General features: G+C 63.0%; 18 protein-coding genes and 1 pseudogene. 6 read left to right on the top strand and 13 right to left on the bottom strand.

The window, feature by feature from the left end; all coding sequences use genetic code 11:
• The first annotated feature begins 34 nt into the window (after nucleotides 1-34).
• Together rep and B4I46_RS23065 are read left to right on the top strand one after the other, a co-directional pair.
• The gene (rep, locus tag B4I46_RS23070) at nucleotides 35-2,044 is read left to right on the top strand and encodes a DNA helicase Rep (protein ID WP_043863336.1); all 2,010 of its coding nucleotides are present in this window, start codon (nucleotides 35-37) and stop codon (nucleotides 2,042-2,044) included.
• A gap of 62 nt (nucleotides 2,045-2,106) precedes the next feature.
• The gene (locus tag B4I46_RS23065; protein WP_043863335.1) at nucleotides 2,107-2,679 is read left to right on the top strand and encodes a xanthine phosphoribosyltransferase; all 573 of its coding nucleotides are present in this window, start codon (nucleotides 2,107-2,109) and stop codon (nucleotides 2,677-2,679) included.
• A gap of 84 nt (nucleotides 2,680-2,763) precedes the next feature.
• Here the strand turns inward: B4I46_RS23065 and B4I46_RS23060 are convergent, their stop codons facing one another.
• The 6 genes from B4I46_RS23060 to dadA form a co-directional block, all read right to left on the bottom strand.
• Nucleotides 2,764-4,623, bottom strand: a complete 1,860-nt coding sequence (locus tag B4I46_RS23060) for an acetyl-CoA hydrolase/transferase C-terminal domain-containing protein (RefSeq protein ID WP_286902040.1) — start codon at nucleotides 4,621-4,623, stop codon at nucleotides 2,764-2,766.
• A 123-nt stretch (nucleotides 4,624-4,746) separates the two neighbouring features.
• A complete protein-coding gene (locus tag B4I46_RS23055) occupies nucleotides 4,747-5,154 on the bottom strand; it encodes a c-type cytochrome (protein WP_043863333.1) in 408 nt (135 codons plus the stop codon).
• Nucleotides 5,155-5,322: 168 nt separating this feature from the next.
• Nucleotides 5,323-5,871, bottom strand: coding sequence for a cupin domain-containing protein (locus tag B4I46_RS23050; protein ID WP_043863332.1), 549 nt, complete (start codon nucleotides 5,869-5,871; stop codon nucleotides 5,323-5,325).
• A 108-nt stretch (nucleotides 5,872-5,979) separates the two neighbouring features.
• On the bottom strand, nucleotides 5,980-7,053 hold the full coding sequence (gene alr, locus B4I46_RS23045) for an alanine racemase (RefSeq protein ID WP_088514602.1): 1,074 nt from the start codon (nucleotides 7,051-7,053) through the stop codon (nucleotides 5,980-5,982).
• A gap of 40 nt (nucleotides 7,054-7,093) precedes the next feature.
• On the bottom strand, nucleotides 7,094-7,447 hold the full coding sequence (locus B4I46_RS23040; protein WP_043863330.1) for a RidA family protein: 354 nt from the start codon (nucleotides 7,445-7,447) through the stop codon (nucleotides 7,094-7,096).
• Nucleotides 7,419-8,720, bottom strand: a complete 1,302-nt coding sequence (gene dadA, locus B4I46_RS23035) for a D-amino acid dehydrogenase (protein WP_043863329.1) — start codon at nucleotides 8,718-8,720, stop codon at nucleotides 7,419-7,421. The genes B4I46_RS23040 and dadA overlap by 29 nt, the downstream gene beginning before the upstream one ends.
• A gap of 156 nt (nucleotides 8,721-8,876) precedes the next feature.
• On the opposite strand from dadA, the gene dadR reads away from it, so the two are divergent.
• Nucleotides 8,877-9,365: a transcriptional regulator DadR gene (gene dadR, locus B4I46_RS23030; protein WP_042121505.1), complete on the top strand. Its 489-nt coding sequence runs from the start codon at nucleotides 8,877-8,879 to the stop codon at nucleotides 9,363-9,365.
• A gap of 3 nt (nucleotides 9,366-9,368) precedes the next feature.
• On the opposite strand, the gene B4I46_RS23025 is transcribed toward dadR, so the two are convergent.
• Entirely contained in the window at nucleotides 9,369-9,722 is a 354-nt protein-coding gene (locus tag B4I46_RS23025; RefSeq protein ID WP_043863328.1) for a YkgJ family cysteine cluster protein, read from the bottom strand.
• Between the two features lie 118 nt (nucleotides 9,723-9,840).
• Between B4I46_RS23025 and B4I46_RS23020 the strand changes: the two genes are divergently transcribed.
• On the top strand, nucleotides 9,841-11,118 hold the full coding sequence (locus tag B4I46_RS23020; RefSeq protein ID WP_043863327.1) for an NAD(P)/FAD-dependent oxidoreductase: 1,278 nt from the start codon (nucleotides 9,841-9,843) through the stop codon (nucleotides 11,116-11,118).
• Here B4I46_RS23020 and B4I46_RS23015 read toward each other — a convergent pair.
• Entirely contained in the window at nucleotides 11,115-11,330 is a 216-nt protein-coding gene (locus B4I46_RS23015; RefSeq protein ID WP_078480636.1) for a DUF1127 domain-containing protein, read from the bottom strand. The genes B4I46_RS23020 and B4I46_RS23015 overlap by 4 nt on opposite strands.
• A 177-nt stretch (nucleotides 11,331-11,507) precedes the next feature.
• On the opposite strand from B4I46_RS23015, the gene B4I46_RS23010 reads away from it, so the two are divergent.
• Both B4I46_RS23010 and B4I46_RS23005 read left to right on the top strand, forming a co-directional pair.
• Nucleotides 11,508-12,938, top strand: a complete 1,431-nt coding sequence (locus tag B4I46_RS23010; protein WP_043863325.1) for a PLP-dependent aminotransferase family protein — start codon at nucleotides 11,508-11,510, stop codon at nucleotides 12,936-12,938.
• A gap of 93 nt (nucleotides 12,939-13,031) precedes the next feature.
• Nucleotides 13,032-14,555: a phospholipase D family protein gene (locus B4I46_RS23005; protein ID WP_058541849.1), complete on the top strand. Its 1,524-nt coding sequence runs from the start codon at nucleotides 13,032-13,034 to the stop codon at nucleotides 14,553-14,555.
• A gap of 514 nt (nucleotides 14,556-15,069) precedes the next feature.
• On the opposite strand, the gene B4I46_RS23000 is transcribed toward B4I46_RS23005, so the two are convergent.
• The 5 genes and pseudogenes from B4I46_RS23000 to B4I46_RS22975 all read right to left on the bottom strand — a co-directional run.
• Nucleotides 15,070-15,567 (bottom strand): hypothetical protein, encoded by a 498-nt coding sequence (locus tag B4I46_RS23000; RefSeq protein WP_286902038.1) that lies wholly within the window; start codon nucleotides 15,565-15,567, stop codon nucleotides 15,070-15,072.
• Between the two features lie 314 nt (nucleotides 15,568-15,881).
• Nucleotides 15,882-16,305: pseudogene (locus B4I46_RS25730) on the bottom strand (RHS repeat-associated core domain-containing protein); the annotation flags it as partial.
• 164 nt (nucleotides 16,306-16,469) lie between these two features.
• Entirely contained in the window at nucleotides 16,470-16,691 is a 222-nt protein-coding gene (locus B4I46_RS22985; RefSeq protein ID WP_286902034.1) for a hypothetical protein, read from the bottom strand.
• A gap of 2 nt (nucleotides 16,692-16,693) precedes the next feature.
• On the bottom strand, nucleotides 16,694-21,352 hold the full coding sequence (locus B4I46_RS22980) for an RHS repeat-associated core domain-containing protein (protein WP_286902033.1): 4,659 nt from the start codon (nucleotides 21,350-21,352) through the stop codon (nucleotides 16,694-16,696).
• On the bottom strand, nucleotides 21,349-22,649 hold a 1,301-nt coding region (locus tag B4I46_RS22975; RefSeq protein WP_286902032.1), incomplete at its 5' end, for a DUF2345 domain-containing protein. The genes B4I46_RS22980 and B4I46_RS22975, both read right to left, overlap by 4 nt.

The raw sequence follows: 22,649 nt of genomic DNA, 5'->3' as shown, positions 1-22,649 counted from the left end.
CCCGGCTATTTTTCAGCGACCCCCGGTTAACGTCATGTCCCGACTCAACCCCCGGCAACAGGAAGCCGTGAGCTACGTCGGCGGCCCTCTTTTGGTGCTCGCCGGTGCTGGCTCCGGCAAGACCAGCGTGATCACGCGCAAGATCGCCCACCTGATCCAGAACTGCGGCATCCGTGCCCAGTACATCGTGGCCATGACCTTCACCAACAAGGCGGCGCGCGAGATGAAGGAGCGCGTGGGCACCCTGCTGCGCGGCGGCGAGGGGCGCGGCCTGACGGTATCGACCTTCCACAACCTTGGCCTGAACATCATTCGCAAGGAGCATGAACGGCTGGGCTTCAAGCCGGGTTTCTCGATTTTCGACGAAACCGACGTCAAGGCCCTGATGACCGACATCATGCAGAAGGAATACTCCGGGGACGATGGCGTCGACGAGATCAAGAACATGATCGGCGCCTGGAAGAACGACCTGATCCTGCCGCCCGAGGCCCTGGAGAACGCGCGCAACCCCAAGGAGCAGACCGCCGCCATCGTGTATGCGCACTATCAGCGCACGCTCAAGGCGTTCAACGCGGTCGACTTCGACGACTTGATCCTGCTGCCGGTCAAGCTGTTCCAGGACCACCCCGACATTCTGCAGAAGTGGCAGAACAAGGTGCGCTACCTGCTGGTGGACGAATACCAGGACACCAACGCCAGCCAGTACCTGCTGGTGAAGATGCTGATCGGTACGCGCAACCAGTTCACCGTGGTGGGCGACGACGACCAGTCGATCTATGCCTGGCGCGGCGCGCGCCCTGAAAACCTGATGCTGCTCAAGGACGACTACCCGTCCCTGAAGGTGGTGATGCTGGAGCAGAACTACCGCTCCACCAGCCGCATCCTGCGCTGCGCCAACGTGCTGATCTCCAACAACCCCCACGCCTTCGAGAAGCAGCTGTGGAGCGAGATGGGCCACGGCGACGAGATCCGCGTGATCCGCTGCAAGAACGAGGAAGCCGAGGCCGAGCGCGTGGCCATGGAGATCCTCAGCCTGCACCTGCGTACCGACCGCCCGTACAGCGACTTCGCCATCCTCTACCGCGGCAACTACCAGGCCAAGCTGATCGAGCTGAAGCTGCAGCACCACCAGATCCCCTACCGCCTGTCGGGCGGCAACAGTTTCTTCGGCCGCCAGGAAGTAAAAGACCTGATGGCCTACTTCCGCCTGCTGGTGAACCCGGACGACGACAACGCCTACCTGCGCGTGATCAACGTGCCGCGCCGCGAAATCGGCTCCACCACCCTGGAAAAACTCGGCAACTACGCCACCGAGCGCAAGGTGTCGATGTATGCCGCCAGCGAGGAGCTGGGCCTGGGCGAGCACCTGGACAGCCGCTTCACCGATCGCCTGCAGCGCTTCAAGCGCTGGATGGACAAGGTGCGCGAGCAGGTCGCGCTGGAAGACCCGATCGCCGCGCTGCGCAGCATGGTGACCGACATCGACTACGAGAACTGGATCCGTACCAACAGTTCCAGTGACAAGGCCGCGGACTTTCGCATGGGCAACGTCTGGTTCCTGATCGAGGCGTTGAAAAACACCCTCGAGAAGGACGAGGAAGGCGGCATGACCATCGAGGAAGCCATCGGCAAGCTGGTGTTGCGCGACATGCTCGAACGCCAGCAGGAAGAGGAAGAAGGCGCCGAGGGCGTGCAGATGATGACGCTGCATGCCTCCAAGGGCCTGGAGTTTCCCTACGTGTTCATCATGGGCATGGAAGAGGAAATCCTCCCGCACCGCTCCAGCATCGAGGCCGACACCATCGAGGAGGAGCGGCGCCTGGCCTACGTGGGCATCACCCGCGCACGCCAGACCCTGGCCTTCACCTTTGCCGCCAAGCGCAAGCAGTACGGCGAGATCATCGATTGCGCGCCAAGCCGCTTCCTCGATGAATTGCCCGATGACGACCTGGCCTGGGAAGGCCTGGACGATACACCCACGGAAGTCAAAGCCGTGCGTGGCAATACGGCCCTGGCCGATATCCGCGCCATGCTCAAACGATAGATAATCCACCTTTGCCCTGGCTTGTTGCCGGGGCCTTTTGGCTACATCGAGGAATTACACCAGTGGAAGCACTGCACCAGAAGATTCGCGAAGAAGGCATCGTGCTTTCCGATCAGGTTCTCAAAGTCGATGCGTTTCTCAACCATCAGATCGACCCTGCGCTGATGCAACTGATTGGCGACGAGTTCGCCCGTCTGTTCGCCGATGCGGGCGTGACCAAGATCGTCACCATCGAGGCCTCGGGGATTGCCCCGGCGGTGATGACCGGTTTGAAGCTGGGCGTGCCGGTGATCTTCGCCCGCAAGCACCAGTCGCTGACCCTGACCGAGAACCTGCTGGTGGCTTCGGTGTACTCGTTCACCAAGCAGACCGAGAACACCGTGGCGATTTCGCCGCGTCACCTCAACAGCAGCGACCGCGTGCTGGTGATCGACGACTTCCTGGCCAACGGCAAGGCGTCGCAGGCGCTGATCTCGATCATCAAGCAGGCCGGCGCAACCGTGGCCGGGCTGGGCATCGTGATCGAGAAGTCGTTCCAGGGCGGGCGTGCCGAGCTGGACAGCCAGGGCTATCGCGTCGAGTCGCTGGCCCGGGTGAAGTCGCTGGACGGTGGTGTGGTCAGCTTTATCGAGTAAGGCTTACCGACCGCTTCGCCAGCAAGACTGGCTCCTACAGGTGCTCCACCGCCTGCAGGAGCCGGCCTTGCCGGCGAAAGCGCTCTACGCGGTAGCCTGCAAAGCCGCCAGCAGCAACCGCTGGTACAGGTCCTCCTTCAGCCCGTCCGGCTCGCTCAGGCCCATGCGCCGCAGATGCTCGGGATACCGCTCCGGCCCCGGCGCATCCAGTGCCGCCTTGCCCAGCTCCAGCGCCTCGCTCAACTTGAACTTGCTCTTGAGCCAGTTCAGCGCGCGCAGCAGGTCCTTCTCTTCAGCGGTGAAATCGCTGCCCAGCGGATACTCGGCAAACAACCGCGCATGCCGCCCACGCAATGCCTCCAGCCGCTGCGTCGTGTTCTGCGTGAAGCGCGCATCCAGCTCGAAATCCTGCGCCAGCTTGCCGGCCTTTTTCGCCTGCTCCATCAGCCCGGGCTGGAACCGCGAATCGCTGATCGCCAGCAACCGCGCAATCACCTCGGCGTCGGTCTGCCCGCGCAGGTCGGCAATGCCGTACTCGGTCACCACGATATCGCGCAGATGCCGCGGGATGGTGCAGTGCCCGTAGGTCCACAGCAGGTTGGAACTGACCTCCCCGCCGGCTTCGCGCCAGCTGCGCAGCAGCAGGATGGAACGCCCGCCTTCCAGCGCATGGGCCTGGGCAACGAAGTTGTACTGCCCGCCCACCCCGCTCAGTACGCGACCGTCCTCGAGCTGGTCGGCCACCCCCGCACCCATCAGGGTCATGGTGAACACCGTGTTGATGAAGCGTGCATCGCGGCGCTGTTCGCGCTTGAGGGCCTCGTCGCCGTACAGCTCGTTGATGAAGCTGATCGCGTGCATGGCAAAGGATTTGCGCTGCGCCAGCGGCATCTCGCGCAGGCGCTGGTAGAACGCCTGCGGCCCGAGGAAGAAACCGCCATGCACCAGCACCCCGTCGGCCACCGGCCGGCGCACCACGCCCGCCTCCGCCAGCGCGAGCAATCCGTTCACGAACATCTCGCTGCAGCCATACAGGCCCTGGGCAAACGGCGCAGTGCCGCCTTCACGCTCGATCAGCACCTGCCAGGGCGCCAGGTCGAGGTCGGCGAGCAGCGCCTGGTACTCCGGCGCATCCCCCTGGCGCGCCAGCAACGCGGCGGCCAGCGCATCGCCCATGGCGCCGATGCCGATCTGCAAGGTGCCGCCGTCGCGCACCAGGGTGCTGGCGTGCACGCCGATGAAGTGGTCCTGGGTGGTGACGGGCATGTTCGGCGTGGAGAACAGCCGAGTGGTTTCCGGGGCGTCGATCAACAGGTCGAAATCGTCCTGCGCCAGTTCGCTGTCGCCCGGCATGTAGGGCAGCTCGTCGTGCACGTGCGCCAGCATCAGGATGGTTTCGCCGGCTGCACGCCGGCGCGCGATCATCGGCAGCAGGTCGAGGGTGATGTCGGGGTTGCAGCTCAGGCTCAGGTGCCCGGGGCGCTCGGGGTGGGCGGCAACGATCTGCGCCACCAGGTTCAGGCCCTTGGCATTGATGTCGCGGGCCGCATGACTGTAGTTGCTGCTGACGTAGTCCTGCTGGGCCATGTGGCTGTGCAGCATGCTGCCCGGCTGCATGAAGAACTGCTCGACGCGGATGTTGGCCGGCAACCGGTCGCGGCGCAGGTCCTGCAGGTATTCCAGTTCGGGGTAGTCGGCGAACACGCGCTCCACGAAGGGTTCGAGAAAGCGCCGCTGCAGGCCGTCACCCAGGTCCGGGCGGCCCAGGCTCAGTGCGGTGTAGATGGTCAGTTGCCGCTCGGGCAGCTCACGCACCCGTGCATACAGCGCATTGACGAAGCGGTTGGGCTTGCCCAGGCCCAGTGGCAGGCCCATGTGGATGTGCGCCGGCAAACGCGCCAGCACTTCGTCCACGGCGATCTCGATCGAACAGCGGTGCGCCATCTCGGCCTCCTAGGCATCCGTGATTCCAGGGTTGGACCGAGCATGCCCCGCGTTTGCTGCAATGGCCAGCGTCAGAAACGACAAAGCCCGCACGTGGCGGGCCTTGTAGCTGCAGCGTCGGGCTTACTTGAGGCCGGACATCTTCTCGATGGCGGCCTTGAGGTCGTCATCCGAGCAGTCGGCACAGGTGCCTTTTGGCGGCATGGCGTTGATGCCGGTGATGGCCTTGGCCAGGATGCCGTCCAGGCCGCCCTGATGGTCGGCGCGCTCTTTCCAGGCGGCGGTATCGCCGATCTTCGGTGCGCCCAGCAGACCGCTGCCATGGCACGCGTTGCAGTGCTTGGCGATGACTTCATCCGGGGTCTTGGCACCGCCACCGCCGGCAGTGGCGGCCACTTCCATGCCCTTGCATTCCTGCCCTTGTACACACACCTGACCGACCGGCTCCAGCCGCTTGGCGATGTCGTCATTGGTCACAGCCTGGGCGTTGACGGCCCATAGGGCTACTACGGCTGCTGGTACGGCCAGCATTGTCTTGATTAGATTCACGCGTACACCCTCATGGTGGCTAGTCACGCCCGCGGCCACGGTTTCGCAGGCCGCGCAAGTATAGCGGGAACCCCGCCTCACCGAAACAACCCTAAAGACCAAAGGGGTTTAGCCGCGACAATCCGCCGCGCATTGGCGACGCGCGTGGGCTCAGAAGTTGGCCGGGGTGGCGGCACTGATCAGCCGGGCCGGCTCATCGTAGGGATTGCGGAATCGATGCGGCTTGGTGCTCTCGAAATAGTAGCTGTCGCCCGCCTCGAGGATGAAGGTTTCAAGCCCCACCACCAGCTCCAGACGCCCTTCGAGCAGGATGCCGGTCTCTTCGCCGTCGTGGGTGAGCATCTCTTCGCCGGTATCGGCACCGGGCGGGTAGATCTCGTTTAGAAAGGCAATGGCGCGGCTGGCGTGGGCCTTGCCAACCAGCTTCATGGTGACTGCGCCGTCGGATATATCGATCAGTTCGTTGGCCTTGTACACGATCTGGGTCGGGTTCTCGGGCTGCAGCTCTTCGGAAAAGAACTCCACCATCGACATCGGAATACCGCCCAGCACCTTGCGCAGCGAGCTGATCGAAGGGCTCACGCTGTTCTTCTCGATCATCGAGATGGTGCTGTTGGTCACGCCCGCCCGCTTGGCCAGCTCGCGTTGAGACAGGCCTTTGAGCTTGCGAATGGCTTGCAGTCGTTCACCGACGTCCAAGGCCTGGGCCCTCCTAAACGAACACGTGGGGTCGAAATTGAACGGTATCATCGCAACAGCGTTCAGTATTTACAACACTTCGACCCGCAGCCCGTCCGCTTTGGCGCCTCAATTGCCGCTGTACACCATCGGCACCCGACGCAGGTTGCAGAAGATCTGATACGGGATGGTGCCCGCCTGGATCGCCACGTCGCTGGCCAGCACGTGCTTGCCCCACAACTCCACCGGGCTGCCCAGCCCGGCCTCGGGCACATCGGTGAGGTCGATGCACAGCATGTCCATCGACACGCGGCCAATCAGCTGGCTGCGCTTGCCGGCCACCAGCACCGGGGTACCGGTGGGTGCCAGGCGCGGGTAGCCGTCGGCGTAGCCCATGGCGACCACGCCCACGCGGGTGGGGCGCGGGCTGATGAATTTCGCGCCGTAGCCCACCGGTTCTCCGGCCGGCAGTTCGCGCACGCAGATCACTTTGGATTCCAGGGTCATCACCGGCTGCAGGCGCTGAGCCTGGGCCTGCGGCACCTCGAAGGGCGTGGCGCCATACAGCATGATGCCCGGACGCACCCAGTCGCTGGGCACCTGCGGCCAGCCCAGCACCGCCGGCGAGTTGCGCAGGCTGACCTCGGCACTCAGGCCCTGGCGCGCGGCTTCGAACACCGCCACCTGCTCGCTGCTGGCCGTGCTGTCGAGTTCGTCAGCACGGGCGAAGTGGCTCATCAGCACGATGCGCGCCACCTTGCCGCTGGCCAGCAGACGCTGGTAGGCGCCGTGGTAGTCCTTGGGGTGCAGGCCGACGCGGTGCATGCCGGTGTCGAGCTTGAGCCACACGGTGATCGGGCGGGTCAGGCCGGCCTGTTCGATGGCTTCGAGCTGCCACAGCGAATGCACCACGCACCACAGGTCCTGCTCGGCAATCAGGGGCAGCTCGCTGGCTTCGAAAATGCCCTCGAGCAGCAGCACCGGGGCCTTGATGCCGGCAGCACGCAGCTCCAGCGCCTCTTCGATGCAGGCCACGGCAAACCCGTCGGCCTCGCCCTCCAGCGCCTGGGCGCAGCGCACCGCGCCGTGCCCGTAGGCGTCGGCCTTGATCACGGCCAGCGCCTTGGCGCCGGTCAGTTCGCGGGCGAGTTGATAGTTGTGGCGCAGCGCTTGGAGATCGATCAGGGCACGGGCGGGACGCATGACGGCAGCCTTCTGGCAGTCGGGTGAGTTGGGTAACGGATTACGGCAGGGCGGCGACGATCGAGATCTCGACCAGCATCTGCGGATTGCACAGCCGGGCCTGGACGGTGGCGCGGGCCGGGGCATTGCCTTTGGCCAGCCACTGGTCCCACACCGTGTTCATGGCCTGGAACTGGGTGTCGATGTCGCTGAGGTAGATGGTCGCCGACAGCACGCGGCTCTTGTCGGTACCGGCCAGGTCCAGCAGCCGCTCGATGTTGGCCAGCACCTCGCGGGTCTGCTGGCCGACGTCGCCGTTCAGGTCATTACCCACCTGGCCCGACAGGTAGACGGTGCCGTTGTGGGTAACGATCTGGCTCATGCGCTCATTGGTGAGCTGGCGCTGGATTGACATGCTTTGCAGTCTCCTGACTGTTGCTGTAGCGGGAAATGTCGAGGCCTTCGGCGCTGATCTGCGGCTTCTTGCGCGCCATCAGGTCGGCCAGCAGGCGACCCGAACCGCACGCCATGGTCCAGCCGAGGGTGCCGTGGCCGGTGTTCAGGAACAGGTTGCGAAACGCCGTGGCGCCCACGATCGGCGTGCCGTCGGGGGTGGTCGGGCGCAGGCCGGTCCAGAAGCTGGCCTGGCTCAGGTCGCCGCCGCGAGGATAAAGGTCGTTGACGATCATCTCCAGCGTTTCGCGCCGACGCGGGTTGAGCGACAGGTCGAAACCGGCGATCTCGGCCATGCCGCCGACGCGGATGCGGTTGTCGAAGCGGGTGATCGCGACCTTGTAGGTCTCGTCGAGAATCGTCGAGGTCGGGGCCATGGCCGGGTCGGTGATCGGCACGGTCAGCGAGTAGCCCTTGAGCGGGTACACCGGGGCCTTTATGCCCAGCGGCTTGAGCAGTTGCGGCGAGTAGCTGCCCAGGGCCAGCACGTAGCGATCGGCGGTTTCCAGCTTGCCGTCGATCCATACGCCGTTGACCCGGTCGCCCGCGTGATCGAGGCGCTCGATGTTCTGCCCGAAGCGGAATTCCACGCCCAGGTCGCGCGCCATTTCGGCCAGGCGCGTGGTGAACAGCTGGCAGTCGCCGGTCTGGTCGTTGGGCAGGCGCAGGGCACCGGCGAGGATGTCGGTGACATTGGCCAGGGCAGGCTCCACGCGGGCAATGCCGTCGCGGTCGAGCAGCTCGTAGGGCACACCGGACTGTTCCAGCACGGCGATATCCTTGGCCGCGTTGTCCAGTTGCGCCTGGGTGCGGAACAACTGGGTGGTGCCCAGGGTGCGGCCTTCGTAGGCAATGCCGGTTTCGGCACGCAGCTCGTCGAGGCAGTCGCGGCTGTACTCGGACAGGCGCACCATGCGCTCCTTGTTCACCGCATAGCGGTTGGCCGTGCAGTTGCGCAGCATCTGCGCCATCCACAGGTACTGGTCGATGTCGGCGGTGGCCTTGATGGCCAGCGGGGCGTGGCGCTCGAGCAGCCACTTGATGGCCTTGAGCGGCACACCGGGTGCAGCCCAGGGCGAGGCATAACCCGGCGATACCTGGCCAGCGTTGGCGAAGCTGGTTTCCATGGCCACCGCCGGCTGGCGATCGACCACCACCACTTCAAACCCCTGACGAGCCAGATAGTAGGCACTGGCGGTCCCGATGACGCCGCTACCAAGTACCAGAACGCGCATGTTGTTATCCCTCGAGGCGGCGTACCGCACACATTTGTTGTTTAAGGCATGGATGGGCGCAGTATAGGAAGGTAGAGGCAGTGCTTTTCACTATATAAAAGCCTATATTTGGCGAGAATTCTCGGCAGGGTCGGCTTTTACGGAGGGGCATCCACTATGAGAACCCAGCATCAAAGCAAACGTGAACTGGACAAGATCGACCGCAACATCCTGCGCATCCTGCAGACCGACGGGCGCATCTCGTTCACCGAACTGGGCGAGAAGGTCGGCCTGTCGACCACCCCGTGCACCGAGCGGGTCCGGCGTCTGGAGCGCGAAGGCATCATCATGGGCTACAACGCCCGGCTCAACCCGCAGCACCTCAAGGGCAGCCTGCTGGTGTTCGTCGAGATCAGCCTGGACTACAAGTCGGGGGACACTTTCGAAGAGTTTCGCCGTGCGGTGCTCAAGCTGCCCCACGTATTGGAATGCCACCTGGTATCGGGCGATTTCGACTACCTGGTGAAGGCGCGCATCTCGGAGATGGCCTCGTACCGCAAGCTGCTGGGCGACATCCTGCTCAAGCTGCCACACGTGCGCGAATCCAAGAGCTACATCGTGATGGAAGAGGTGAAGGAAAGCCTCAACCTGCCGATTCCGGACTGAGCCTTACACCAGCACCTGGCGGGTGCTGGCGATGTACTGGTGCACCAGGCGCTCGGCCTGCGGGTCGATCATCTCGGCAGGGCCGCGACCATTGGGGCACGGCAGGCGCGGGGTGGTGCCGAACAGGCGGCAGATCAGCGGCCGCTCCTCGTACACGGTGCAGCCCTCGGGGCCCAGGTGCACACAGTTGAGCTCATCCAGCGCGGCCTGTTGCTCGGCCGCGCTCTTGCGTGGCAGGCGCGCCATTTCCTCGCTGGAGGTGGTCACCGGGCCGCAGCAATCGTGGCAGCCCGGCACGCAGGCGAACGACGGGATCTGCTCACGCAGGAAGCGGATCTTGTGACTGTTGCAACTCATGGCAGACTCGTGGCGGGAAAGGCTGAAGCGCCATTTTGCCCCACGGTTGCCTGCCGATCAAAGCACCGCCTATGCTGTGTCAAATTTTCCACACAGCCCCTACCAGGATCCTTCAAACGTGCATACCACTTCCTACTACGCTGCCCACAGCGCCGGGCAACCGGCGTACCCGCCCCTGCAAGGCGAGCTGAACTGTGATGTGTGCGTGGTGGGCGGCGGCTTTTCGGGCCTCAATACCGCCATCGAACTGGCCGAACGCGGCCTGAGCGTGGTGCTGCTCGAAGCGCACAAGATCGGTTGGGGCGCCAGTGGACGCAATGGCGGGCAGCTGATTCGCGGGGTCGGACACGGCCTGGACCAATTCACCCCGGTGATCGGCAGCGAGGGAGTGCGCAGCCTCAAACTGATGGGCCTGGAGGCAGTGGACATCGTGCGCCAGCGCATCGAACGCCATGCCATCGACTGCGACCTGACCTGGGGCTATTGCGACCTGGCCAACAAGCCACGGGAATTCGAGGGCTTCAGCGAAGAGATCGACGAGCTGCGCGGACTGGGCTACACCCATGAGCTGCGCCTGGTGCAGCCCGACCAGATGCACACGGTGGTCGGCTCGCGTCGCTACGCCGGCGGCCTGGTGGACATGGGCTCGGGGCACCTGCACCCGCTGAACCTGGCGCTGGGCGAGGCCGAGGCCGCGCGCCAGCTGGGCGTGCAGGTGTTCGAGCATTCCCGTGTCACCCGCATCGAACACGGCCCGCAGGTGCACGTGCACACCGCCAAGGGCTCGGTGCGGGCGAACACGCTGGTGCTGTGCTGCAATGCCTACATCAACGACCTGGACCGCGAGCTCAGTGGCAAGGTGCTGCCAGCCGGCAGCTACATCATCGCCACCGAACCGCTGAGCGAAGCCCTGGCCAACGAGTTGCTGCCGCAGAACATGGCGGTGTGCGACCAGCAGGTGACCGTGGACTACTATCGCCTCTCGGCCGACCGGCGCCTGCTGTTCGGTGGCGCCTGCCACTACTCGGGGCGCGATCCGCAGGACATCGGCGCCTACATGCGGCCCAAGATGCTCAAGGTGTTCCCGCAACTGGCCGACACCCGCATCGAATACCAGTGGGGCGGCATGATCGGCATCGGCGCCAACCGCCTGCCGCAGATCGGCCGCCTGCGCGACCGGCCCAACGTTTACTACGCCCAGGCCTATGCCGGCCACGGGCTCAACGCCACGCACCTGGCCGGGCGGCTGCTGGGCGAGGCGATCAGCGGCCAGCAGAGCGGGCGCTTCGACCTGTTCGCCCAGGTGCCGCACATCACCTTCCCTGGCGGCAAGCACCTGCGCTCGCCGCTGTTGGCGCTGGGCATGCTGTGGCACCGCCTCAAGGCACTGGCCTAGGGTCTCCAGAACGGCCTGAGACCTTCCTTCACGGCCTGTTCGCGGGTCAGGCCGATATCGCGCAGCTGCTCGGCATCGAGCTGCAGCAGCGCATGGCGTGAACGCCACCGCCGCATCATCACAGCCCAGCGACTCGGGCTGGCGGGCGCCTCATGTCGCGCCACCTCGCCTTTGGTGCACAGTGGCAGGCCTGCATCGCTCGCGCCGTTCATCGCTTCATTCCTCCAGGGTGGGTATTCGTGCAGCCATGATGCGCGGGGGCTGCAAGGCATTACAGATTCAACCGCCAGGTATTATTTCCATACAGATGTGTCGATAACGGCGCTGAATGCTGTATTTTTGCCCAATCTGTACCGGTTGCCAGCCGCTTGCCCGCCCAGGAGTACGCCATGACCCTCTACGTCAACCTCGCCGAGCTGATTGGCGCACGCATCGAGCAGGGCCTCTACCGCCCCGGCGACCGCCTGCCGTCGGTGCGGGCCCTGAGCGTCGAGCATGGCGTGAGCCTGAGTACCGTGCAGCAGGCGTATCGGGTGCTGGAAGATCACGGGCTGGCGGCGCCCCGGCCCAAGTCCGGCTATTTCGTGCCTGACCATCGCCCACTACCCGCCCTGCCCGACGTCAGCCGCCCGGCCCAGCGCCCTGTGGATATCTCGCAATGGGACCAGGTGTTCGAGCTGGTGCGCAGCGTGCCGCGCAAGGACGTGGTGCAACTGGGCCGCGGCATGCCCGATGTCGGCAGCCCCACCCTCAAGCCGTTGCTGCGCAGCCTGGCGCAGCTGAGCCGGCGCCAGGACATGCCCGGCCTGTACTACGACACCGTCGCCGGCACCGAAGCCCTGCGCGAGCAGGTGGCGCGGCTGATGCTCGATTCGGGCTGCAGCCTGAGCACGGCAGACCTGGTGATCACCACCGGCTGCCAGGAAGCCCTGTCGATCAGCGTGCGCGCGGTGTGCCAGCCGGGCGACATCGTCGCGGTCGAATCACCGAGCTTTCACGGCGCCATGCAGACCCTCAAGGGCCTGGGCATGAAAGCGTTGGAGATCCCCACCGATCCGCTCACCGGCATCAGCCTCGAAGCCCTGGAGCTGGCCCTGGAACAGTGGCCGATCAAGCTGATCCAGCTGACCCCCAGCTGCAACAATCCATTGGGCTACATCATGCCCGAGGCGCGCAAACGCGCTCTGCTAACCCTGGCCCAGCGCTTCGACGTGGCGATCCTGGAGGACGACGTGTATGGCGACCTGGCCTACACCTACCCGCGCCCACGCACCATCAAGTCGTTCGACGACGACGGCCGCGTGCTGCTGTGCAGCTCGTTCTCCAAGACCCTTGCACCCGGCCTGCGGGTGGGCTGGGTGGCGCCGGGGCGCTACCTGGAGCGGGTGATGCACATGAAGTACATCAGCACCGGCTACACCGCCACCCAGCCGCAGCTGGCGATTGCCGACTTCATCGAGGGCGGCCACTACCAGCCGCACCTGCGCCGTGTGCGCGGCCAGTACCAGCGCGCCCGCGATCAGATGATCGACTGGGTGAGCCGCTACTTCCCCGCCGGCACCCGCGCCAGCCGGCCCCAGGGCGGCTTCGTGCTGTGGGTGGAACTGCCGGAAAGTTTCGACACCTTGCGCCTGAACCGGGCTTTACTTGAGCAAGGTGTGCAGATTGCGGTGGGCAGCATCTTTTCGGCGTCGGGCAAGTTCCGCAACTGCCTGCGCATGAACTTTGCCGCCCGCGCCACTGCCGAAATCGAAGCGGCCGTGCGCAAGGTCGGCGAAACCGCCATTCGTCTACTGGCCGAGGATGAGCGCGGCGGGTAACGTTGCGCCGCCCCGCGTGGTCCAACCCCCAACTGCCTTCCTGCTCAAGGACATGCCCCTTTGACCAAACCCAGGGCCTTCGCGCTGTTACTGATGCTGGCGCTCACCCTTGCCGGGTGCGCCACCTCCAGCACGCCCCGTACCGTGACCCAGGCCCTGCCCGCCAGCGACTCGGCCTTTGGCCGTTCGGTGCAGCGCCAGGCCAGCGCTCATGAGGGGCGGTCCGGCTTTCGCCTGCTGCCCAACAGCACCGAGGCGTTCCACGCCCGCGCCGAGCTGATCCGTAACGCCCAGAGCAGCATCGACCTGCAGTACTACATCGTGCATGACGGGCTCAGCACGCGCGCGCTGGTGCACGAACTGCTGCAGGCTGCCGACCGTGGCGTGCGCGTGCGCATCCTGCTCGACGACACCACCAGCGACGGCCTGGACGAGGTCATCGCCACCCTGGCGGCGCACCCGAAGGTGCAGATTCGCGTGTTCAACCCGCTGCACCTGGGGCGCAGCACCGGCGTGACCCGTGCCCTGGGCAGGCTGTTCAACCTGTCGCTGCAGCACCGGCGCATGCACAACAAGCTGTGGCTGGTGGACAACAGCATGGCCATCGTCGGCGGGCGCAACCTGGGTGACGAATACTTCGACGCCGAGCCCAACCTGAACTTCACCGACATCGACATGCTGGGCGTGGGGCCGGTGGCCGAACAGCTGGGGCACAGCTTCGACCAGTACTGGAACAGCGCCCTGAGCCGACCGATTGGCGACTTCATGTTCAGCACCCCGAACGCCGACGACCTGCGTGTGAGCCGCGAGCGCCTGGAGGCTTCGCTCAGCGAGGCCAGGGTAAAGCGCAAGGCACTGTACGACCGCCTGATGGCCTACAAGACCCACCCGCGCCTGGATTCGTGGCGCAACGAGTTGATCTGGGCACACAACCAGGCGCTGTGGGACGCGCCAAGCAAGGTGCTGGCCCAGGCCGAGCCAGACCCGCGGTTGCTGCTGACCCAGCAGTTGGCGCCCGACCTGAACGACGTGCACCATGAGCTGATCCTGGTATCGGCCTACTTCGTCCCTGGCGAGACCGGCCTGCTGTACCTGACCAGCCATGCCGACGCCGGGGTGTCGGTGAGCCTGCTGACCAACTCGCTGGAGGCCACCGACGTGCCGGCGGTACACGGCGGCTATGCGCCGTACCGCAAGGCGCTGCTGGAACACGGGGTAAAACTGTACGAACTGCGCCGCCAGCCCGGCGACCCCAGCAGCGGGCGTATCCATCACTTCGGCAGTGCATCGGACTCGAGCCTGCACAGCAAGGCGATCGTGTTCGATCGGCAGAAGACCTTCATCGGCTCGTTCAACTTCGACCCGCGCTCGGTGCTGTGGAACACCGAGGTCGGCGTGCTGGTGGACAGCCCGCAACTGGCCGAATACACCCGCGACCTGGCGCTGCAGGGCATGGCGCCGGCGCTGAGCTACGAGCCGCGGCTGGTCGACGGCAAGCTGGTGTGGGTGACCGAGGACAATGGGCAGTTGCACACGTTGACGACAGAGCCAGGTGGGCTGTGGCGACGGTTCAATGCGTGGGTGAGCAAGGCGGTGGGGTTGGAGAGGATGTTGTAGGGTGAAGCTATGCGGCTTGTTCGCTGCGGTGATCGCTTGGGTTAGCTTGCCGATACCGTTGCGGTCGTAGGCAGAGCGATAGGTTTGCGACTGGCCACTCAGGTTGGCCGTAAGCTCGGCCAAATGACCCATGCTGTCGAACGCAGAGTCGATGCGGAGCTAGGGACCTGCGTGGAGGCAGTTCGTCAAGGGTTACCGGCGAGCCAATTTCTTGGTCTGGATGCGTATTCGAACACGTTCAATCCACCTGAAAACCCGATCGGATGCTGCCCAATAAACCGCCCCCGGATCATAGTACCCGTACCGGTTTTGGTGCCGCTTCGCCTCACGATCGTGATGCTGCCTCTGAATCCGTATCGGATTAATCAGATAAATATATTTCGCCCAGTTCGATCGTTGCCTGCAAGTAGCTATAACAACCATAGTTTGCTGAACTGCTGCGGCACTGCACCTATAGCGTGGCGCCTAAAGAGGTTTACCGCTACATAATCACTCAATAGAGTCAGCTCTAAACCTACCTTTGACTTAGACATCTTGATATTTTTTCAATTTCATTCATTGTATTAGAGTCTCGCCTGGATTGTTTTGCTATCGCATCAAGACCCAACGCGATACCTTTTCTGCCTTCAGAAGTTACATCATTAACCAAATCTCCAAATGCTTTTAGTGCAACAGAGCGTTCATAATTCCGAGCTACGATGTCACACAGCACCCAGCAAAACTCCAAATCAGAGTATCGTGAGTAGTTCAATTGCACAGCACTAAGCATTTGCGCCTTTTGAGTCAATGAAAATTTATTCATATCGAAAGATATGTTCACTAGGAACGCACTCATTCCAGGCCGATTGAATAGCTCTTCGCTGGACAACAAGTCTAGGATAAACTCAAAAGCTTCATCTGAAATATCACTCGACATTAACTCTGCCACTTCAAATTCAGCAGCAAGATTTAAAATCGTTTTTCGGGATCCTTTGCCCACAGCCTCACATATTGATTGCCTTATATTTTTCATGCTACCTCCGCCATGATAGCTCAATAAAAACAACAACTCACATGCTACTTAACCTCGGAACTGAACATTTAGAGGATTCGCTATCCTCCCTCCACACTCACCGCCATGTACTTTCTCTTACTTTCTCAAGCCAATATAACTCATGTTTTTTAGAGTCTATGGCCGCGTCGAGCCTCATGTAAGGTCTCCCCGACCCTATGTACTCCGGCAGCCTCTTCCCATCCAGCTCTAATTCTTTCCACCGCTTTTCAATAGCAATTTTTATTCGCTATTTTATTTCTAAGACCAATGCAATGCTGACTATTGGTATTATGCTTTGCCAGCCCGAACGGATCAGTCCAACTTTACAGGGCTGGGCACATACACATATAAACTCAAGCCGCCCGCATAGTTAATTGGGTCCTGCCCAACAAACCGTCCAATCCCAGGATCATAGTACCGATACCGGTTGTAATGCAGCCCAGTCTCACGGTCGTGATACTGCCCTTGAAACCGTAGCGGGTTACTCAGCCCTACCTGCCTTGCCCAGCTCGATCGCTCTTCACGCACCTCCCCCCACGCCTGTACTGCCCCGCCACGCCACCTCACCGTTGTGGTCGGTCAGGTCCATTGGCGTGCCCAGGTGATCGCACTGGTACCACGCAATCGCATCAAACGCCTGTGGCTGCATGTGCGTTTGCCACAACGGGTCTTGGTCGAATCGTAGCTGCGCTGGCTCCAGTCACGTTGCTTGTACAGGTGCTAAGCCACCGGCGCTGTACAGATTATTCCCGAGTGTCCAAGCTCCGGCCGGACAACAAATTTTTCGAACCCTCAAAAAATAATGTATTGCAGCGCATTCAAAACTTCAGAAGATGCACACATGCACTTTTAACCGAGTCTAGTCGCCCCTCAAAACCGCCTCAGCCCAACCAATCAATAACCCAATCCGACTCTGCAAAGTACTTTATCAAAATTTCTTTCGACTCAACCCAGTCATCAAACCCCACACTAAAATCATATTCATTTGAGGTTAATACATAATAACCGCCCGTATCATCCGAATCAAAAATCACCTTGACATACAATCCAGCATCGTGACCGCTGATAACTTTACCGACTACGCCTAGAGGTGGCATCTTCATCATCACTCGCAAAATATAATGTGATTATTTGTAGTTGGCTTTGTAGAGCCAATTTCATATGTTTCCAAATGCCCGTGCGGGACACCAGGGGCATGATTCCCTTGAATGGAGTTGTTATCTATACGGAATTGCCTTTTTCCATCTTCACTGCGAAACACGCCACTACCACTTTTCCCTATTTCTGTATACCCATCACCCAAGAACTCTAAGCCCGCATCTAGAAGCACATCTGCAGAGGGCTGATGCTTGCTGGTTATATTTCCTTTTTTACTTATAGTTTCGTCAATTAGATCTCTTGGTGCACATTTGTTTCTTGGGCATGCCTCACAGGTTTTTTGTTTTTTGGTAAGGCCTAATACATCAACCCATCCCACCGGATTCGGCGCATACGCATACAGGTTCAATCCCCCTGTATAGCTAATCGGATCCTGCCCAACAAATCGCCCAACCCCCGGATCATAGTACCGATACCGGTTGTAATGCAGCCCAGTCTCCCGGTCGTGATACTGACCCTGAAACCGTAGCGGATTGCTCAGCCCAATCTGCCTTGCCCAGCCCGACCGCTCCTCACGCACCTCCCCCCACGCCTTGTACTGCCCCGCCCACGCCACCGCCCCATGGTGGTCAGTCAGTTCCATCGGCGTGCCCAGGTGATCGCACTGGTACCACGCAAGCGCATCAAACGCCTGCGGCGGCATGTGCGTTTGCCACAGCGGGTCCTGGTCGAAGTCGTAACTGCGCTGGCTCCAGTCCGGCTGCTTGTGCAGCCGCACCGGCCCCCTGCGCAGGGCCTGGGCCACCGGCACAAAGCTGCCCGGCTCATACAGGTAATGCACCGTACGGCCCGTATCGCCTTCATCACGCGGCGGGGAGCTTTCCCACGCCAGTGTGTCGCCGTCCCACCCAAACAGCGTGAAGCCACAGTCCAGCTCACGCTGGCGCTTGGCCCGTTCAAGTTGATTCCAGCCCGTGCCGGCCTGCGGCTTGTTCGAGTAATGCGCAACCGAGTGTTTGTGCAGTCGCCGGCCGAGGGCGTCATAGCTGTACTCGACCTTGAGCTTGTCGTCGCTGTAGCTCTCCAGCCGATCGAACAGGTCCCAGTTGAACTGCGCACGCACGCCGTTGTGCAGCCGTTCGGCGAGGTTGCCGCGCACGTCGTAGGTGTAATGGGTGCCGGCGTATTCGCGCAGCAGGTTGTCCATCAACCTGTTGCGTTTGGGGGCCTGGTCCAGAGGGCGGTTGAGCTGCTGCGTCTTCTCGTCCAGCAGGTTACCCGCCGGGTCGAAGGCGAATGTCTCCACCCCCAGGCGACTGGTGGCCTGCAACAGGCGACCGACAGGGTCGTACTGGTAGGCCAACTGACCACGTCGGCTGTCGTGAATGTCGGTGAGTTGCCCGGCGCCATCGTACTGGTACTGACGCTTGAGCAACGTGGACTTGCCGTCGTGGCTGCCTAGCAGTTGCTCCTGCAGCCGTCCGGCCGGGTCCCAGGCCTGGGTCTGCATCAGCTTGTTGCCCTGATGGCGCGCCACTTCACGGTGCAGGTCATCGCGCTCGTAGCTGAGCATGTCGTGCTGGTCGAGCTTCATGCCAAGCAGGTGGCCGCTGCCGTAGGTCAGCCAGCTGACCGTGTGGCCATCGGGTCGTACGGTCGCGATGCGCTGGTTCAGCACGTCGTACTCGTGCGTCCACACCGCCACCACCGGCTGCTGCAACCCCAGGTAATGCTGATGCTCGCGGGTCAGATTGCCCGCCTCGTCATGGAACCACTGCAGCTGGCTTGCCGCGTTGATCGCCTGGATCAGCCTGCCGTTGCCGTCATAGGCAAAGCGCTCGGTCTGGGACTGATCACCCAGGCTGGCGGTACGCTCGGCCAGCCGACCCATGGGGTCGAAACGCAGGTCGATGCGGCGCTGGCCGACCTGGGTCGAGGCCAGGCGACCGCTGTACGGGTCGTATTGATAACGGGTGGTCAGGCCATCGAAGCCGGTCTCCTGAAACAGGCGACCGACCGGGTCGTACACGAAGCTCGCCTGGCTGGTGTTTTCGTTTTCCAGGCCAATCAGCCGGCCCAGCTTGTCCCAGCGGTAGCGCAGGGTGTGCTCGTTGGCGTCGACGCGCTCGGCCAGAAGCCCGGCGCCGGAATAGGTCCAGGTGGTGCAGCGGTCGAGCGCGTCGAGGTACGCCAGCAGACGGCCTTCGGCATCACGTTCGAAGCGCTCTTCGGTGTTGTCGGGGTGGGTGACCCTGGACAGTTGCCCGGCCTTGTACTCATAGGCGGTCGAGTTGCCCGCTGCGTCGGCGAACTGCACCAACTGGCCGAAGTCGTTGTAGGCCCACTGGCTGGCTTTGCCTGAGCAGTCGGTGTATTCGAGCAACTGCCCGGCCTCGTTGTAGGCCAGCGCCTTCTGGTTGCCGTTGGCGTCCTTGATCGCACTTACCAGGCCGCTTGGGGTGTAGGCAAATTCGGTCTTGTTGCCCAGCGGGTCGACCGTCTCTACCAGGTTGCCGCGCTCGTCGTAGTCGCGCAGCCAAAGGCCACCCTCGGCATCGCGGATCTTAATCAGCTGGTCATGGTCGTCGTAGGCGTAATGCACCACGCTGTGGTCGGGACGGATGTGCTGCAGCAGGTTGCTACGCTCATCAAAGCTGTAGCGGTCCTGGCTACCGTCGGGGTGCACGTGGCGGATGACGTTCTTGCGCTCATCCCGGAACAGCCACTCCGAATTGCCGTCCGGATGACGGATGCGGTAGGTGTAGCCCTGGATGTCGTAGTAGTGCCAGGTTTCCTGGCCATGGGCGTCGGTCACATAGGTGAGGCGGATACGCTCATCCCACTCCAGGCGCACTTCGAAGCTGCCGTCATCTGCCCACTCGTGGATGGCCCTGGCGTGCGGGCCGTTGCCGTCCCACTCCAGGTTGAAACCGCGCCCGGTGCGGTCGGTGTAACGGGTGATCAGATGATGCTGGTACTCATAGTGCCAGGCGGCACCGTTTTCATCCTGAGCCGCCACCAGGTCACCCGCGCCGTCATAGTGATAGGCGCACAGTTGGCGCAGCGGCTTGCCGTCGACCACGTGCCAGAGACCCTGGATATGCCCGTGCGCGTCGAGCCGCGTTCCCAGTTGCAGGTGTACCTTGCTGGGGTCGTCGTCCTGGTAGGTGTTGATGTCGGACAGCACCGGCTGGCCGTTGTGGCGATGCTCGTAGTGCAGCATGGCGCCCGCGCCGCTGCGTAACTGAATGTGCGTCAGATAGAAGCGATCGCCATGGCGCGCATAGGTCTCCCGGCGATCCAGGCCACGCAGCAGTACCAGTTGCTGTTCGCCGGTGCGCACCAGGGTGAGGTACTCGACAGCGTCGTAGTGGGGCTTGCCCTTTTCGGGCATTGGAAAATCGTGACTGCGCCCATCGAAGTCAAGCAGCACCAAGCCCTGGCCGACCACGTCGATGCAAGTGGTGAACTCGGTGAGCCAACGGGCACCGAGGCTGGCGTTGTCGAGGCGCTCGAGACGCGAATTGTAAGTACGGGTCCAGATGACGGGAAACGGGCCTGGCAGGCTGAAGTCGGTGTGGTCCAGCGACTCGCTGCCAAGGGCGAAGTTGATACGATTGCAACTGCTGGCACAGGTGCCGTTCTTGCTGTCGTTGGCCGCTTGTTTGGCCGACGCCTGCCGGGTAATGGCCTCGGTCTCGCCCTTGGCATCCTGATGCCTGGCCTGGGTGGTCTTGTCGCCCTTGACCGTGCTGCCGAGTGCCTTGGGATTGCGCTTGTGCCAGAGCACACTGCTGTTGTGCAGGATAAGGCGCATGCTCTCGATGGATTGCGGGTTGGCTGCACTGGTCATGCTCATCAGTTGCGTACGCATCTGTGGCGCCAGGCTACGCAGGGCCCGGGTACGGGCCAGCACTTCATGCTGTACCCCCTCGGGCACGGCATTGCGCATGATCATGTTGGCGGCGCCCTTGCCCATCGCGGCGTAGGCATCGCTGAGGGCGGCGAAGGCGTTTTCGAAGACCACCGAGGGGTCGGAACGCAACGCGTTCTTTGCTGCAGTGGCGCTGCGCCCGGCAGCCTCCAGATTCGCGGCGCTGTCGAGCTTGCCGGTAATCACGGCATCGATCGCGTTGGCGGTGTTGTTGACCAGCTTCTCACCGACGTCGGCGCACTCCTTGAGGATCGCCTCCAACTGCCCTTCTGCGTCAGCGAGAAAGGCATCGATTTCGCCAAGCAAGGTGGCATTGAGATGGCCGACAATGATCTCGATCAACGAGTCGCCGAGCATCTGCTTGCCTTCCTGACGGGCCAGCACCAGCATCGGCCGCAGGCTCTTGCGCGCAGCCGCCATGGTCGGTGGCGTGGGAATCACGCCGATCAGGTTGATGCCCAGGCTGACCCAGTCGAGCGGGTCGGGCTTGTCGCTGGAGGCCAGGTTGACAACGTCGCCGACCGCATCGACCAGGGCGATGATGTTGCCGATGACCGGCAGCACCTCAGCCACCTCCTTGAGGCGCTCGAGGTTGACGTAGCCACCGCTGATATCCCGCAGCCAGGCGTCGAACACGGCGGCGCCGCTACTCACGTCCTCGATGCCGATCTGATCCAGGGGAACGACTGCGGCCTGTGGTGGCCGTTGTTTGGCGGGGGTGTTGTCGCTCATGAGATCAGTTCACCTGGCAGCAGATCGGTAACGGTATTCAGGCCTGGAGCCTTGAGGTCGGTCAGTGAGAGGGCCGGCAGCGTGGGCAGGCTGGCCCTGGCGCCCTTGAGTGCAGCGCCCGCCTGGTCGGCCTCGCCCAGGGCGACCGAGGCAGCAGGCAGGGCAGAGCTGGCGGCACTGACCAGTTGCCTGGCACTGCCAAAAAGGCTGCCCTTGCCATCGTTGGGCAGCACCAGCTTGTCGACCAGCGTTGCCACTACCGTGGGCGAGTGGCTGGGGTCAGGTAGCTGCAACGGCCAGTTGACCAAACCGATGTAGCTGCTCGGTGTCCACGGCGGGGTCGGGTCGCGTCCGAAACTGACCGACGCCGGCCCCGGTGCCACACCGGATACGGCATTGAACCCCTGGCCATCGAGGCTGCCCTTGAGCACCGTGCCCAGCGCATCGGTCACTTCGTAATCGCCGGCCTGGATGCCCTTGGCATTGGCGTACAGGTTGAACAGCTCCAGGCTGCCCTTGCCCGGCTTGGGCGGCTCCGGGAAGGTCCCGGCCAGGCTCTTGGGCCCCACATGGGCGAAGTTCGCCGCGTGCGCGGTGTATGGCCCGGTAGTTACGTGAGTGATGCCGCCGGCGTTGAAAGTGGTGGCGCTGCCGCCGCCTTGGAGTACCAGTTCGGTCTTGGCGGTGAGGGTGATGCGGTCGGCATTGGCGGTGATGTCGAGCTTGGCCAGCAGGTTGATGTTGTCTTTCAGCGCTTTGATATCGATGTCGCCCGACGCCGCCACCAACCGCCAGCCCATGTTCTGCACGAACAACCGCATGCCCTGGCTGGCACTGGCCAACAGCCGCTTGCCGATCGACAGGCTCGTGTGCCCGGTGCTGCTCAACGCCAGGTGTTCACCGGTCGCGACATGCGTCGAGCGCGGCGTGGTCAGGGCGATGCCCGCCGGGCTGGCCAGCACCAGGTGCGGTTCGCTGAACTCGGGAAATTCGTTGGCGCTCTGGTTGGTCGGGCCGCTGCCGACGATGCCCTGGTGCTGCGCATGCAGGGCCTTGGCCACCTCGTCCTGATCGCCCGCCTCCTGCGCCTGCACCTCACGCGCCTGCTGGCCAAAGCCGTCCTGCTGCTCGCTGGCGGTGGCCAGGCGTTCGGCGGTTTCGGGCAGGTCCTTGTGGTGCTTGGCTTCGTGATGCCGGGGCTCGGTGGTCAGCAGCAAACCCGCCGCCGCACGGATCGCCCCATGCCGGTCGGTACGCAGCTCGAAACCCTCGCCCCGCGGCTGGCCGCCCGAGGGGC

Source organism: Pseudomonas sp. UBA7500, from assembly GCF_002478435.1.
Taxonomy (GTDB): Bacteria; Pseudomonadota; Gammaproteobacteria; order Pseudomonadales; family Pseudomonadaceae; genus Aquipseudomonas; species Aquipseudomonas palmensis.
This window is presented reverse-complemented; position numbering and strand designations above follow the sequence as displayed.

Excerpts from the sequence above, each read along its gene's own strand:
- rep (WP_043863336.1), top strand. The coding sequence starts at position 35 with ATGTCCCGACTCAACCCCCGGCAACAGGAAGCCGTGAGCTACGTCGGC.
- B4I46_RS23060 (WP_286902040.1), bottom strand. The coding sequence starts at position 4,623 with ATGGCGCACCGCTGTTCGATCGAGATCGCCGTGGACGAAGTGCTGGCG.
- B4I46_RS23055 (WP_043863333.1), bottom strand. The coding sequence starts at position 5,154 with ATGCTGGCCGTACCAGCAGCCGTAGTAGCCCTATGGGCCGTCAACGCC.
- alr (WP_088514602.1), bottom strand. The coding sequence starts at position 7,053 with ATGCGTCCCGCCCGTGCCCTGATCGATCTCCAAGCGCTGCGCCACAAC.
- B4I46_RS23040 (WP_043863330.1), bottom strand. The coding sequence starts at position 7,447 with ATGTCAATCCAGCGCCAGCTCACCAATGAGCGCATGAGCCAGATCGTT.
- dadA (WP_043863329.1), bottom strand. The coding sequence starts at position 8,720 with ATGCGCGTTCTGGTACTTGGTAGCGGCGTCATCGGGACCGCCAGTGCC.
- dadR (WP_042121505.1), top strand. The coding sequence starts at position 8,877 with ATGAGAACCCAGCATCAAAGCAAACGTGAACTGGACAAGATCGACCGC.
- B4I46_RS23025 (WP_043863328.1), bottom strand. The coding sequence starts at position 9,722 with ATGAGTTGCAACAGTCACAAGATCCGCTTCCTGCGTGAGCAGATCCCG.
- B4I46_RS23015 (WP_078480636.1), bottom strand. The coding sequence starts at position 11,330 with ATGAACGGCGCGAGCGATGCAGGCCTGCCACTGTGCACCAAAGGCGAG.
- B4I46_RS23010 (WP_043863325.1), top strand. The coding sequence starts at position 11,508 with ATGACCCTCTACGTCAACCTCGCCGAGCTGATTGGCGCACGCATCGAG.
- B4I46_RS23005 (WP_058541849.1), top strand. The coding sequence starts at position 13,032 with ATGCTGGCGCTCACCCTTGCCGGGTGCGCCACCTCCAGCACGCCCCGT.
- B4I46_RS23000 (WP_286902038.1), bottom strand. The coding sequence starts at position 15,567 with ATGAAAAATATAAGGCAATCAATATGTGAGGCTGTGGGCAAAGGATCC.
- B4I46_RS22985 (WP_286902034.1), bottom strand. The coding sequence starts at position 16,691 with ATGAAGATGCCACCTCTAGGCGTAGTCGGTAAAGTTATCAGCGGTCAC.
- B4I46_RS22980 (WP_286902033.1), bottom strand. The coding sequence starts at position 21,352 with ATGAGCGACAACACCCCCGCCAAACAACGGCCACCACAGGCCGCAGTC.